This window comes from Streptomyces sp. SID14436, assembly GCF_010548465.1.
GTDB lineage: Bacteria > Actinomycetota > Actinomycetes > Streptomycetales > Streptomycetaceae > Streptomyces.
Genome location: NZ_JAAGMD010000391.1, coordinates 1 through 13173 on the forward strand (window position 1 = coordinate 1; position 13173 = coordinate 13173).

The 13173-nt window shown below is 73.3% G+C and carries 11 protein-coding genes; 6 read left to right on the plus strand and 5 right to left on the minus strand.

The genetic code is table 11. The features are described 5' to 3' along the window. A partial coding sequence (locus G3I53_RS13715; RefSeq protein ID WP_164438382.1) for a PP2C family protein-serine/threonine phosphatase occupies positions 1 to 1153 on the minus strand: 1153 nt, incomplete at its 3' end. Positions 1154 to 1434: 281 nt separating this feature from the next. Between G3I53_RS13715 and G3I53_RS13720 the strand changes: the two genes are divergently transcribed. Then, entirely contained in the window at positions 1435 to 2007 is a 573-nt protein-coding gene (locus tag G3I53_RS13720) for a class I SAM-dependent methyltransferase (protein ID WP_164338300.1), read from the plus strand. Between the two features lie 29 nt (positions 2008 to 2036). On the opposite strand, the gene G3I53_RS13725 is transcribed toward G3I53_RS13720, so the two are convergent. After that, positions 2037 to 3398, minus strand: a complete 1362-nt coding sequence (locus tag G3I53_RS13725; RefSeq protein WP_164438383.1) for an MFS transporter — start codon at positions 3396 to 3398, stop codon at positions 2037 to 2039. A gap of 98 nt (positions 3399 to 3496) precedes the next feature. On the opposite strand from G3I53_RS13725, the gene G3I53_RS13730 reads away from it, so the two are divergent. From G3I53_RS13730 to G3I53_RS13745, 4 genes are all read left to right on the plus strand, one after another. Continuing rightward, positions 3497 to 4129, plus strand: coding sequence for an HAD-IA family hydrolase (locus tag G3I53_RS13730; protein ID WP_164338580.1), 633 nt, complete (start codon positions 3497 to 3499; stop codon positions 4127 to 4129). An 87-nt stretch (positions 4130 to 4216) separates the two neighbouring features. After that, the gene (locus tag G3I53_RS13735) at positions 4217 to 4957 is read left to right on the plus strand and encodes a TetR/AcrR family transcriptional regulator (protein ID WP_164438384.1); all 741 of its coding nucleotides are present in this window, start codon (positions 4217 to 4219) and stop codon (positions 4955 to 4957) included. Positions 4958 to 5172: 215 nt separating this feature from the next. Continuing rightward, positions 5173 to 6738 carry an MDR family MFS transporter gene (locus tag G3I53_RS13740; protein ID WP_203591410.1) on the plus strand — a complete coding sequence of 522 codons (1566 nt, stop codon included), beginning with the start codon at positions 5173 to 5175 and terminating at the stop codon, positions 6736 to 6738. 250 nt (positions 6739 to 6988) lie between these two features. Next, positions 6989 to 8206, plus strand: a complete 1218-nt coding sequence (locus G3I53_RS13745) for a 4-hydroxybenzoate 3-monooxygenase (RefSeq protein WP_164332435.1) — start codon at positions 6989 to 6991, stop codon at positions 8204 to 8206. A 63-nt stretch (positions 8207 to 8269) separates the two neighbouring features. Here G3I53_RS13745 and G3I53_RS13750 read toward each other — a convergent pair whose 3' ends face one another. Next, a complete protein-coding gene (locus G3I53_RS13750) occupies positions 8270 to 8815 on the minus strand; it encodes a DoxX family protein (protein WP_164332690.1) in 546 nt (181 codons plus the stop codon). Between the two features lie 276 nt (positions 8816 to 9091). Here G3I53_RS13750 and G3I53_RS13755 point away from each other — a divergent pair, with 276 nt between their 5' ends. Continuing rightward, the gene (locus G3I53_RS13755; protein WP_164332692.1) at positions 9092 to 10573 is read left to right on the plus strand and encodes an MFS transporter; all 1482 of its coding nucleotides are present in this window, start codon (positions 9092 to 9094) and stop codon (positions 10571 to 10573) included. Between the two features lie 63 nt (positions 10574 to 10636). Here the strand turns inward: G3I53_RS13755 and nhaA are convergent, their stop codons facing one another. Both nhaA and G3I53_RS13765 read right to left on the minus strand, forming a co-directional pair. Continuing rightward, the gene (gene nhaA / locus G3I53_RS13760) at positions 10637 to 12469 is read right to left on the minus strand and encodes a Na+/H+ antiporter NhaA (RefSeq protein WP_164332693.1); all 1833 of its coding nucleotides are present in this window, start codon (positions 12467 to 12469) and stop codon (positions 10637 to 10639) included. A gap of 130 nt (positions 12470 to 12599) precedes the next feature. Next, positions 12600 to 13109, minus strand: coding sequence for a carboxymuconolactone decarboxylase family protein (locus G3I53_RS13765; RefSeq protein WP_164332691.1), 510 nt, complete (start codon positions 13107 to 13109; stop codon positions 12600 to 12602). Positions 13110 to 13173 lie beyond the last annotated feature (64 nt).

Here is a 13173-nt window from a genome sequence, read left to right on the forward strand (position 1 = left end):
GCTGTGCGCGGGCGGGGGCCGGCCGGTGACCGTCGGCGCCGGGGGCGGGCCGGCCGGCGCCCAGGGTGACGGCGAACACCGCGGCGTCGTCCTGCAGGGTGCCGCCGGTGTGGCGGGAGACGGCGGCCAGGAGGGTGTCGAGGATCGCTTCCGGATCGGCCGGCAGGTCCCCGGACAGGGCGAGTGCGGGGTCGAAGAAGGCACCGTTCGCGTCCCGGGCCTCGTCGATGCCGTCGGTGAACAGCACCAGCGTGCCGCCCACGGGCAGGTCGAACCGGTCGACCTCGATGTCGTCGGTGCCGAGCAGGCCCAGGCCCAAGCCCAGACCCAGGCCGAGGGGCAGCGCCGGGGTGGACGGTTCCAGGGACACCGCCTTGCCCTCGTGGACCAGCAGGGGCGCCTCGTGGCCCCGGTTGAAGACGCGCAGCTCCGAGTAGTCGGGCGGGAGCTCCGCCACGACGGCGGTGGCGAACGTCTCGGCCTCCGCCCCGGTCGCCTCCGCGACGATCCCCTGCATCCGTTCCTCCAGCTGGCGGACGACGCCCGGCAGGTCCGGCTGGTGGTGACTGGCCTCGCGGAACGAGCCGATCAGTGCGTTGACCGTGCGGATCGACTCCAGGCCCTTGCCGCGCACGTCGGCGATGAGCATGCGAATGCCGTACGAGGTGTGGTGGATCGAGAAGAGGTCGCCGCCGATCGCGGCCTCCTCGTGCGCGACCTCGTAGCGGGAGGCGACCGTGAGACGGCCCACGCGCCGGGGCGGGTCCGGCAGCACCGCCCGCTGGACGGCCGCGGCCACCTCACGGCTGGTGGCCAGCTGCCGCCGGTCCCGGGCCAGGATGACGTTGAGGAACGCCGCGATGACGGTGAGCAGGACCAGGCTGGTGAACGGGGCGACGTCGTCCCGGCTGGGCTCCCGCTCCACGTACACCAGGGCGAGGCCCACCAGGTTCGCCATCACTCCGGTGATGATCGTGCCGGGCAGGGAGAGGAGGGGCGCGGCCACCACCGCGGCCGCGGCGAGGGCCGGGAAGGTGTTGAGCTCTCCCCGGGTGGCGACGTCGATCACGAAAGCGCTGAGGATGATCGCGGCGGGCAGCCAGCGGAGCCTCCGCCTCCGCTCCTCCGTCGGATCCCGGCGAACCATGCGCATTCCGCGTTCCTCGCGATGTCCGTGCTGACGGTGCGGCCCGGCCCCAGTCTCCGCCACATCCGTGGCCTCTGCGACCTCACGGGGCCGGCCACGGGGCGCGGTCCCGGCCGCCGTCGGCGTGGACGGGGCGCCCGGGAAGGGGTCCGCCCGCGCGGGCCGGGTCGTACGGACGTTCGGCGCCGCCCGGTACCGTCCGGCAGCCGCCGGGTGAGCGCGGGACATCCGCTCCGGACCGGCCCGCCGGCCGGTAGCATCGCGGTCTCCAGAAGGGGGAACACGACGTGACCTTGGCGCAGCGGGGCGTTCCGCCCCGGGTGGCGGAGGCGGAGCGGTGCGCCGCCGAGGCCGGTTTCATCAAGAGCTGCATCCCGCAGGTGGGCCGTCTGCTGCGGCTGGCCGCCGCCGCGAAGCCCGCCGGGGTCGTCGCGGAGAGCGGTACGGGTACGGGGGTGGGCACGGCCTGGCTGCACAGCGGTCTGGGTGCGGGGGCACGCCTGGTGACCGTGGAGCGGGATCCGGAACTGGCCCGCGGGGCGGCCGGTGTCTTCGCCGACGACGACCGCGTCCGCGTCCTGCACGGGGACTGGCGGCTGCTGGAGCGGCACGGCCCCTTCGACGTGTTCTTCTGCGACGGCGGGGGCAAGCGCGACGACCCGCGTCGGGTGGTCGAACTGCTGGCGCCCGGCGGCATCCTGATCCTCGACGACTTCACGCCCTCACCGGACTGGCCGCCGCGCTTCGAGGGCGAGGTGGACGAACTGCGCCTGTTCTACCTCACGCATCCGGAGCTGGACGCCACCGAGGTGCTCACCGCGCCGGACAGCACGGCGGTCCTCGCTGCGCGCCGGGGCTGACCCTCCCGCCCCGGGCGCGGGGGCGCCGCTCAGACCTTGGGGAGGCGGTCGGCGGTGGCGGGACCCTCCCCGGCGGGTCCGGACCCCCCGGTCGCGGCGTCCGTCGCACCCGGTCCGCCGGACGCGACCAGGTGGGCGGCGCGTCGCCGCAGCGCGTCCTCGTCGGTCTGCGCGTCGTAGGTCACCAGCCGGGGCAGGACGGCGGCGAGCAGGCCGACCGAGGCGACGCAGGCGAGGCCGCCCGTCCAGAACGCCGGGCGGGTGCCGGTCCAGCCGGCCATCGCGCCCGCCCGCACCTGGCCGAGCTGGGGGCCGACGCTGTACGACAGGACCTCGATGCCCGCCAGACGGCCGCGCAGTTCGTCGGGGACGGTCTGGTTCCAGATGGTCGAGCGGCCCAGGCCGCTGAGCATGTCCCCGGCACCCGCGACGGCCAGGCACACCAGGACCAGCCAGATGTCGGTCAGCAGGCCCGCCGCCGCGATGGCCGCCCCCCAGCCGGCCGCGCCGCACACCACCAGCAGGCCGTGCCGGCGCACCCGGGACACCCAGCCGCTGGTCAGGCTCACCAGCACGGAGCCGACCGATCCGGCCGCGTACATCAGTCCGAGCGACCAGTCGGCGTCCAGTTCGTCGGCGAGGAACGGGAAGATGGCGTTCGGGAAGGCGAAGAACATCGCCGCCAGGTCCACCGCGTAGGTGCCCAGCAGCACCGGCCGCGACCACGCGTAGCGGGCGCCCTCGGCGATGCCGCGCAGGGACGGCTTGTCGGCGTTCTCGGCGGGCGGGGCGGGCGAGAGCCGCAGGCAGAGCACCACCGAGACGGCGAAGCAGACCACCGTCGTGGCGTAGGCGTACGCGTTGCCGGCGTAGGCGACGACCAGACCCGCCACCGCGGGTCCGGCGATCGCCCCGGTCTGCCAGCGCAGGGCGTTCAGCGCGGCCGCCGCCGGAAGCTGGTCGTGCGGCACGATCCGGGCCAGCAGGGAGTCCAGGGCGGGCCGTTGCAGTCCGGCGAGAGCGGCGACACCGGCCGCCACGACGTACAGCGGCCACAGCATCGGCTCCGGCAGCATGGCGTTGACCAGCAGGATCACCGCCAGCAGTCCGAGTCCGGCCTCGGTGAGCAGGATGACCCGGCCCCGGTCCACGGCGTCCGCGAGTGCCCCGCCGTACAGACCGAAGACCACCAGCGGCACCAGTTCGACCGCGCCCATGACACCCACCGCGAGCGGCGAGCCGGTCAGCTCCTTGATCTGCAGCGGCAGGGCGACCAGGGCCATGAAGCTGCCGAAGTACGTGATCAGTCCCTGCACCCACAGCAGGCGGAAGTCGCGCGAGGAACGCCAGGGTGAGAGATCCGGGAGCACCGCGGAGAGCTTCGAGGTCACGACCGGTCATCCTGCGTGCGCGCCGGCGCACGGCGCAACTCGATATCGATGCCCGGCTCCCGGGGTGGAGGCCCGGTCGGACGTGCTATCCGGATTACATGATCGTTCCCCCTGCCGAGGCCCGGCCGTTCGACGCGGTGCTGTGCGACCTCGACAACGTGATCCGCTCCTACGACATGAGCCGCGTGGCCGCGCTGGAACGCTCGGCCGGGCTGGCGGAGGGGACGACGGCCGGGGTGGCGTACGCGCCGGAGGTGGATCTGCCCCTGCTGCTCGGCCGGATCGGCACGGCGGAGTGGGAGGCGTCCATCGTGCGCGGGCTGGAGGGCCGGGTCCCGGAGCCACGGGCCCGGGAGCTCGCGGCGGCCTTCGCCCACGCCCCGTTCCACGCCGACGAGGCGGTGGTGGCGCTGCTGCGGCGGATACGGGCGCTGATGCCGCTGGTCCTGGTGACCAACGCGACGCTGCGACTGGACAGCGACCTCGCGGCGCTGGGCCTGGCGGACCTCGCGCACCACGTGGTGGGCAGTGCCCAGGTGGGGGTGGCCAAGCCGGACCCGGCGATCTACGCGATCGCGGTGGAGCGGGCGGCCGTGCCGGCGCGGCGGTGCCTGTTCGTGGACGACCGGGCGGAGAACGTCGAGGCGGCCCGCGCGCTGGGCATGACGGGCACGCTCTTCCGGGAGCCGGCCGATCTGCGCCGGGCCCTGGCCCCCGCCCTGGGTGAATGACCCGGGACGAGGGGAGCCGGCCGGGGCTCCGGGCGTGACGAGGACGACACGGGGGACAATTTTGCAGGGCATGCATGTTTGCATAGCATGCAACCCATGACGGGGACGGAAGCCGCCGGCGGCGGGCTGCGCGAGCGCAAGAAGCGGGCCACCCGCGCCGCGCTCACGGAGGCCGCGGTGCGCCTGGCCGCCGAGCACGGGGCGGACAACGTCACCGTCGAGGCGATCAGCGCGGCAGCGGGTGTGTCCGTGCGGACCTTCTTCAACTACTTCACCTCGCGGGACGACGCGTTCGTCGTCATCGACGCGGACGTGGCCGGCCGGGTCCGCAAGGCCGTGCTGGAGGCTCCCGCCGATCAGCCGCCGCTGGACGTCCTGCGCGACGCGCTCGCCGTCGAGCTCGCCGAGGCGGAACGGCAGCACGAACTGTGGACCCTGCACGCCGCCGTGCTGCGCACCTCCCCGCACCTGCTGGTGCGCAGCCTCATCGCCCACATGGCCGACGAGACGGCCGTCGCCGAGGTGATCGGGCTGCGGCTCCGTGCTCCGGCGGCCGCGGGCGCCGACACCGCGCCGGTCCCCTCACCGGCGCCCGAACCCCGCGGGGACGCGGGTGCCGCGCCGGCCACGCCCGGGAGCGACGCGGACGAGGCCGAGCGACGCCGGGCGCTGGAGCTGTATCCGCGGCTGCTGGCGGCGGTGGCGGGGGCGGCGGTCCGGGTGAGCGTCGAGCACTGGTCGTTCCGGCAGGACGAACGCACCTTCGCCGACGTCTTCCGCGAAGTGTTCGCCCTGCTGGCCGCGGGGCTCCCGGCACCTCCGCGGTAACCGCGGCGCGACGGACCACCGGCCCCCGGGGCGGTCGTCCGTCCTCCGGGCGGCATCCACCGGGCCCCGCCCGGCTCCGGACGCCCTCCGGCCCCTCCCCCTCTGCCTTCCGGCCTTCCCGGCCCTCCTGTCTTCCTTCTTCCGCTGCACCACCGACCGTTGAGAGAGATGTCGTGACCGCACCAGAGGCCCCCTTGTCGGCGCCACCCGCCCCCATGTCCCGCCGGCAGATACTCCAGGCCATGTCCGGGCTGATGGCCGGCATGTTCGTGGCGATCCTCGCGGGCACCGTGGTGGCCAACGCCCTGCCCACGATCATCACCGACCTGAACGCCAGCCAGTCCGCCTACACGTGGGTCGTCACCTCGGAGCTGCTGGCCATGACGGCGACCGTCCCGCTCTGGGGCAAGCTGTCCGACCTGTTCGACAAGAAGCTGCTGCTCCAGCTCTCGCTGGGCCTGTTCGTGGTCGGTTCGCTCCTCGCGGGCTTCTCGACCGGCATCGAGCTGCTGATCCTCAGCCGCGTGATCCAGGGCATCGGCGCCGGTGGTCTCACCGCCCTCGCCCAGGTCGTCATGGCCGCGATCATCCCGCCGCGCGAGCTGGGCAAGTACGCCGGCATCTTCGGTGCCGTGTTCGCCGTCGGCACCGTGGCCGGACCGCTGGTCGGCGGTGTGCTGGTGGACACCTCCTGGCTCGGCTGGCGCTGGTGCTTCTTCATCGGTGTGCCGTTCGCCCTCCTCGCCATCGTGCTGCTCCAGCGCACCCTGCGGCTGCCCACGATCCGGCGCGAGGCGAAGATCGACTTCCTGGGTGCCTTCCTGATCGTCGCGGGCGTCAGCGCGCTGCTCATCTGGGTGTCGCTGGCCGGCAACGACTTCGACTGGGTCTCCTGGCAGACCGCCGCCCTCACCGGGGCCGGCGTCGTGCTGCTGGGTGCCGCCGTGTTCGTCGAGTCCCGGGCGCCCGAGCCGGTGATCCCGCTGTCGATCTTCCGCAACCGCACCGTCACGCTCACCACCGTCGCCAGCCTGCTGGTCGGTGTGGCGATGTTCGGCGGCACCGTCTTCCTGTCGCAGTACTTCCAGGTGTCCCTGGGCAAGTCGCCCACCGTGGCCGGCCTGATGAGCCTGCCGATGATCCTCGGTCTGCTGGTGTCGTCCACCGTCGCCGGACAGGTCATCAGCCGCACCGGTGTCTGGAAGCGCTACCTGGTCGCGGGTGCGGTCGTCATGAGCGCCGGGCTCGGCCTGCTGGCCACCATCGACGCGGGCACCTCCTTCACCCTGCTCAGCGTCTACATGGCGGTCCTCGGCATCGGCGTCGGCATGCTGATGCAGAACCTCGTGCTGGCGGCGCAGAACGACGTCCCCGCCAGTGAACTGGGCGCCGCCACCTCCGTGCTGTCCTTCTTCCGCAGCATGGGCGGCACCATCGGCACCAGTGTCCTCGGCGCCATCCTGGCCAACCGGGTCGCCAGTGAGATCACCAAGGGGCTGACCGACGCGGGCGTCCCCGTGGACCGGGCCTCCGGCGGCGACTCCAGCGTCCCCGACGTGAAGACCCTGCCCGCGCCGATCCGCGAGATCGTCGAGCACGCCTACGGCACGGCCACCGCGGAGCTGTTCCTGGTCGCCACCCCGTGCGCCCTGCTGGCGCTGCTCACCGTCCTGTTCCTGAAGGAGAAGCCGCTGAAGACGACCAGCGGCATGGAGCGCCTGGCCGAGGAGGCGGGCCCCGGCACCGTCGTGGAGGCCGAGCCGGCGGCACCCCTCGGCTGACCCCCGCCCCGCCCCTCCCGGCGCCCGCCCGCCGGCCCGCTCACCCCGTGAGTGCCGGCCGCGCGGTGCGGGCGCCGAGCGCTTCCGCGTACCCGTCGGTGACCCGGGGCATGAACCCGCCCGGCCGTACCCGCTGCCGGCCGGGCCCGCCTGAGGAGCTGGGCGGCCTCCCCGGTCTCCGGAGGCGGGTCCGGCGGGAGGTGTCCGAAGTGGTCGCGGAGGCGGGGCGGCGGGCCGGACAATGCGGCCCATGGCCTTCACCTCGTCCGCCTCCTCCGCACCGGTCGTCCACAGCCGTACGCAGATCGCCGTGGTCGGGGCAGGTCCCGCCGGGCTCATGCTCTGCCATCTGCTGGCCCGCGCCGGGATCGAGTCCGTCGCCGTCGACCTGCGCACCCGTCGCGAGATCGAGCACACGCCCCGCGCCGGCATCCTGGAACAGCGCTCCGTCGACCTCCTCGCCGACAGTGGCGTCTCTGACCGCGTGCACCGCGAGGGCGAGCGCCACGACGGCATCGTCCTGGCCTTCGGCGGGGACAGCCACCGCATCGACTTCCGGCACCTGGTGGGCGCCTCCACCCGGCTCTACCCGCAGACCGACGTCTTCGCCGACCTGGCCGACGCCCGGGCCCGGGACGGCGGGGACGTCCGGTTCGGCGTCCGTGACGTGTCGGTCGACGACCTCCTGACGCACGCGCCGGTCATGCGGTTCACCGACGCGGACGGCACCCGGCACGCCGTCCGGGCCGACTTCCTCGTCGGCGCCGACGGCTCGCACAGCCTGTGCCGCCGTCAGGTCCCCGAGGCGCGCCGCGCGCAGTTCTCCCGGACCTACCCCTACGCCTGGTTCGGGATCCTCACCGAGGCCCCGCCCAGCTCCCCGGAGCTCGTCTACAACCACTCCCCGCGCGGTTTCGCGCTGATCAGCCGCCGTACCGACACGGTGCAGCGCATGTACTTCCAGTGCGACCCGGCCGAGGACGCCGCCGCATGGTCCGACGACCGGATCTGGGCGGAGCTGCAGGCCCGGGTCGGCGCCAACGGCCACCGGCTCCGGGAGGGGCCGGTCACCGCCAGGTCCGTGCTGCCCTTCCGCAGCTTCGTGCAGGAGCCGATGCACCACGGCCGGCTGGTGCTGGCCGGTGACGCCGCGCACACGGTCCCGCCGACCGGCGCGAAGGGCCTGAACCTCGCGCTCGCCGACGCCCGCCTCCTCGCCGGGGAACTCGAACGGGCCGTCGCACAGCGGGACCCCGCCCCGCTCGCCGCCTACAGCGAGCGCGCGCTGCGCGGGGTGTGGCGGGCCCAGTACTTCTCGTACCGGATGACCACGATGCTGCACACCCCGCCCGGCGCGACACCCTTCGACGTCCGGCGGCAGGAGGCCGAACTGGCCGCGCTGACCGGCTCGGCCGCCGGCTCCGCGTACCTCGCGGAGGGCTACACGGGGTGGCCGAGGGACCGGTGAACGCGTGAGCGCCCCGGCCGCCGCTCGGTGCGAGGGGGCGGGGCGCTCGCGGGGGGCGGCGGGTCAGCCGCGGACGAGCAGCACCGCTCCGGCGGCCACGACGCCCAGCAGGACGGCGGCGGCACCGCGCAGCAGGCCGTGGGACCTCAGGCCCGGCAGGAGGCGGTCGACCGCGTAGCGGCCGGGTCCGGTGAGGGTCAGTGCGGCGGCACCCGCGGCCAGCAGCAGCTCGAACTCGACGCCGTCGGGGGCGAAGAAGCCGCCGCCCCACTTCACGGCCATGGCATTGATCATGGTGCCGAGCACGGCGGCGCCGGCGAGCGGGGTGAGCAGGCCCACGGCGAGCGCGAGCCCGCCGAGGGTCTCCGTGAGACCGGCGATCAGCGCCATGGTCTCCCCCGCCGGGTAGCCGCTCATCGCGAAGAACTGGCCGGTGCCCTCGAGCCCGCCGCCGCCGAACCAGCCGAACAGCTTCTGGGCGCCGTGCGCGGCCATGGTCAGCCCGAGGGCCAGCCGCAGGACCAGCAGGCCCGTGTCGTAGGGGTGCGCGGCGGCGGCAGGGGTGCCGGCGGGGGCCGGGGTGCGGGTGCGGTCGAGCGTGGACGTCATCGTGTGGGGGCCCTTCGGGGACGGGACGAGCAGGGAAACGGTTCACTTGAACCTTCAAGCGTTGCCGACCCTACCTAATGCGTGAAACTTCAACAATCCACCTTCCGGGACCTTCACGGAACCTTCGTGCGGTACGCCCGTTCGAGTGGTGACCGACGGGTGCCGGGCGTACCGTCGTCGGGTGGGTTCACGAAAGGGGGGCCCGACGTGACCAAGGGTTCGCAGTCGGCCTCCGCGGAGACCACCGCCCGGCGCACGGGCGGCGGCGGAAGTGCGATGGCCCTGCTGGTCATCGCCTCGTGCCAGCTGATGGTGGTGCTGGACATCACCATCGTGAACATCGCGCTCCCGCACATCCAGACCTCGCTGGCCTTCTCCACCACCAGCCTGTCGTGGGTGGTCAGCGCCTATACGCTCACCTTCGGCGGGCTCCTCCTGCTCGGCGGACGGGCCGGGGACATCCTCGGCCGGCGGCGCGTGTTCATCACCGGTGTGCTGCTCTTCGTGCTGGCCTCGCTGCTGGGCGGACTCGCGCAGCAGCCCTGGCAGTTGCTCGCCGCGCGGGCCCTGCAGGGCGTCGGCGGCGCCATCGCCTCCCCGACGTCCCTCGCCCTGATCAGCACGACGTTCCGCGAAGGACCGGAACGCAACCGCGCCTTCGGGGTGTTCGCCGCCGTGTCGGCGGGCGGCGGGGCCATCGGACTGCTGGCCGGCGGCATCCTCGTCGAGTGGCTGAACTGGCGGTGGGTGCTGTTCGTCAACGTCCCCATCGGCGTGCTCATCGCGCTCGCCGCCCCCCGCTGGATCAGGGAGTCCGAACGCCACCCCGGCCGCTTCGACCTCACCGGCGCGTTCACCTCCACCGCCGGCATGGTGCTGCTGGTCTACGGCTTCATCCGGGCCGCCCAGGACGGCTGGCGGGACCCGCTGACCCTGGCGTCGTTCGCCGCGGCGGTCGTCCTGCTCGTGCTGTACATCATGGTGGAGAAGCGGTCCCGGCAGCCGATCACGCCGCTGCACATGTTCGCCGACCGCAACCGCGCGGGCACCTACGGCATCATGCTGTGCCTGGCCGCGGCGATGTTCGGGATGTTCTTCTTCCTGACCCTGTTCGTGCAGAACGTGCTCGGCTTCAGCCCCCTGCAGGCCGGGGTCGCCTTCCTGCCGGTGAGCGCCGTCATCGCCGTCGGCGCCGGCCTGACCTCCCGGTTCCTGCCCGTGTACGGGCCCAAACCGTTCATGGTCGGGGGCGGTGTGCTGGCGGCGGCGGGCCTGGGCTGGCTGACGCTGACCGACGTCCACTCGACCTACGCGGGCAGCGTCCTGGGGCCGATGCTGGTCTTCAGCCTCGGCATGGGCATGAACTTCGTCTCGCTGACGCTGATGGCGCTGTCCAACGTCCGCACCGCCGAGACCGGCGCGGCCTCCGGTCTGCTCAACGCCACGCAACAGGTGGGCGGCTCGCTGGGCCTGTCCATCCTGGTCACCATGTCCAGCACCGCCAGCACCAACGAGGCCGAGCGCCAGATCCCGCGCTTCCTCCAGCAGGCCGACCCGGCGGAGCAGCTGCGCTTCCGGCGCACCGGGGAGCTGCCGCCGCCCTGGTCCGACGAGGTGCTCACCGCCGGGGTCTCGGCCGCCTTCGTCACGGCGGCGATCTTCGCCGTGCTCGCCGCATTGATCGCCGTCGTGGCCATCCAGGTGCGCCCCTCCGACCTGGAACACCTCCAGGGAGGCGTGGGGCCCGGCCAGACGTGAGACAGGATGCCCACGCCCGGCCGGGCCCGTCGCCGGTGACCCGCCCCGGCTAACCGGAGGGGGTCACGAGGTGACCGCTCCGGTGTCGGACGCCTCCAGTTCCCGGGCCAGCGTCGCCGCGTCGTACGGCCCGGTGTGCCGGCGGTTGCCGATGAAGAACGTCGGCGCGCCGGTGGCCCCGCTGGCCTCCGCGCTGGCGACGTCCTGGCGCACCCGCTCGGCCGTCTGCTCGTCGTCGAGGTCGTCCAGGAACTGCTCGATGTCCAGGCCCAGGTCGCCCGCGTACCCGACGACGTCGTCGAACTCCAGGTGCTCCCGGTGCGCGAACAGCAGGTCGTGCATGTCCCAGAAGCGTCCCTGCTTGTCCGCGGCGACGGCCGCCCGGGCGGCGAGCTCCGAGTGTTCGTGCACGTCGGGCAGCGGGAGGTGCCGGTAGACGTACCGCAGGCGGTCGCCGAACCGGTCCCGCAGCTCCTGCAGCACACCGGTGGCGTGCGCGCAGAACGGGCACTCGTAGTCGCCGTACTCGACCAGGGTCAGCGGAGCGTCCACCGGGCCGGAGATGTGGTCCCTCTCCGGGTCGACGGGCGTGTCCAGGAAGCGCGGCAGGTCGGCCTCCGTCTCTCCGCGCAGGACCGCGGCGAGCCGGAACGCCACCCACCCGAGGAGGGTGGCGAAGACGGCCGCGAGCAGGATGCCCACCGTGGCCTGGGCGCGCAGGTCCTCGTTGTCGGCGAAGGCCAGCTGGGCGATCAGCAGGGAGACGGTGAAGCCGATGCCGGAGAGGACTCCGCCGCCCATCACCTGGCCCTCGCCGACACCGCGCGGCAGGCTGCCGAGTCCCAGCCGGGTGCCCAGCAGCGCACCGCCGCTGACGCCCAGCAGCTTGCCGAGCACCAGACCGATGACGACCGCCCAGGTGACCCAGGACGACAGGGCGTCGGCCAGGACACCGTCCCGCAGGTCCACGCCCGCGCTGGCGAGCGCGAACACCGGGACGATGAAGTAGCTGCTCCAGGGGTGCAGCACGGTCTGCAGACGCTCGTTGACCGAGACGGCCTGCTTGAGGCCCCGTCGGGCCGTCATGCCCACATCGGCCCGCGGCGACTGCCGGAAGGCGCGGAACAGCTTGGCCGCCCGTTCCACCGCGTGACGCGCGGGCGCCTGGGCGGGGATGAGCAGACCGCCGATCATGCCCGCGATGGAGGCGTGCAGGCCGCCCTCGTAGGTGGCCACCCACAGAACGAGCACGACGATCACGTACGGTGCCGCGCGCCAGACCCCCAGCCGGGTCAGGCTCGCCAGGAGCACGCAGAGGGCGAGCGCGAGGAGCAGCGGTGCGTAGCTCACCGACCCGGAGTAGACGAAGCCGATGACGGTGACGGCCACGATGTCGTCGATGACGGTGATGGCCAGCAGGAAGACGCGGAGCTGGGTGGACAACCGCGGTCCGACGATGGCGAGCGCGCCCAGCATGAAGGCGGTGTCCGTGCCGATGACGATGCCCCAGCCCTTGGCGGCCTCGCCGCCGGGGGAGACGGCCAGGTACAGCAGGACGGGGATCAGCATGCCGCCGATGCCCGCCATGGCGGGGATGATGATGCGCCGGCGGCTGTTCAGCACACCGACGGAGACCTCGTAGCGGACCTCCAGGCCGATGACGAAGAAGAACACCGCCATCAGGCCGTCACTGACCCAGTGGCCCAGGTTCATGGACAGGTCGGCGCTGCCGACGGAGATGGACGCCTCCGTCGACCACAGCGAGGTGTACGCGTCGGACCAGGGTGAGTTCGCCCAGACCAGGGCGATCACGACGGCGGCCAGCAGCAGGCCGACACTGCCCGCCTCGGTCGTCAGGAAGTTGCGTGCCCGGCCCGCCAGCTGGGCCCCCAGCATGCGCCGCTTGGCCGAGGTCTGGGTCTTGTGTTGACGGCGCTCTGTCACCTCCGTCACGGGCGCCGCCAGGAGCTCTCGAGGAGGCGCTGGTCTGGATCGAGGCGGACGCTGGAGGTCATGCGTGCCCTTTCTAGGGGTTGTGCGGACTGACTGCGGGCGGGCTCACGGCCCCCCGTTCATGCACGGGGTGGCGACTGGCGATCGACACCCGGTTGAAGGCGTTGATGGTGATCACGATCCAGGTCACCGCCGAGCGTTGCTCCGGCGTGAGGTGCCGGGCCGCTTCGGCGTGGTCCTGATCCTGGATGCGGGGATCGGGAAGGGTGGTGAGGCTCTCCGTCAGGACCAGTGCGGCGCGTTCCTCGGGGGTGAACAGGTCCGTGTCGCGCCAGGCCGGCAGGACGGCGATGCGCTGGGACGACTCGCCTCCCCTGAGCGCGGCCCGCACATGGACGTCGAGACAGGACGCGCAGCCGTTGATCTGGGACGCGCGGATGTTGACGAGTTCGACCAGGGTCCGGTCCAGCCCCGCCTCCCGGGCGGCTCGGCGGACGGCTTTGGCGACCTCGACCTGCGCCCGGTACAGCTCCGGGTGCTGCCGGTCGATCGCGACCCGGCCGTCGGCCGGGGGCCCGCTCATCCCTCCACCGCCCGGCGGTGCCGGACCGGGGCCGCGGCGGTGGCCAGGGGCGGCCGGAACGCGG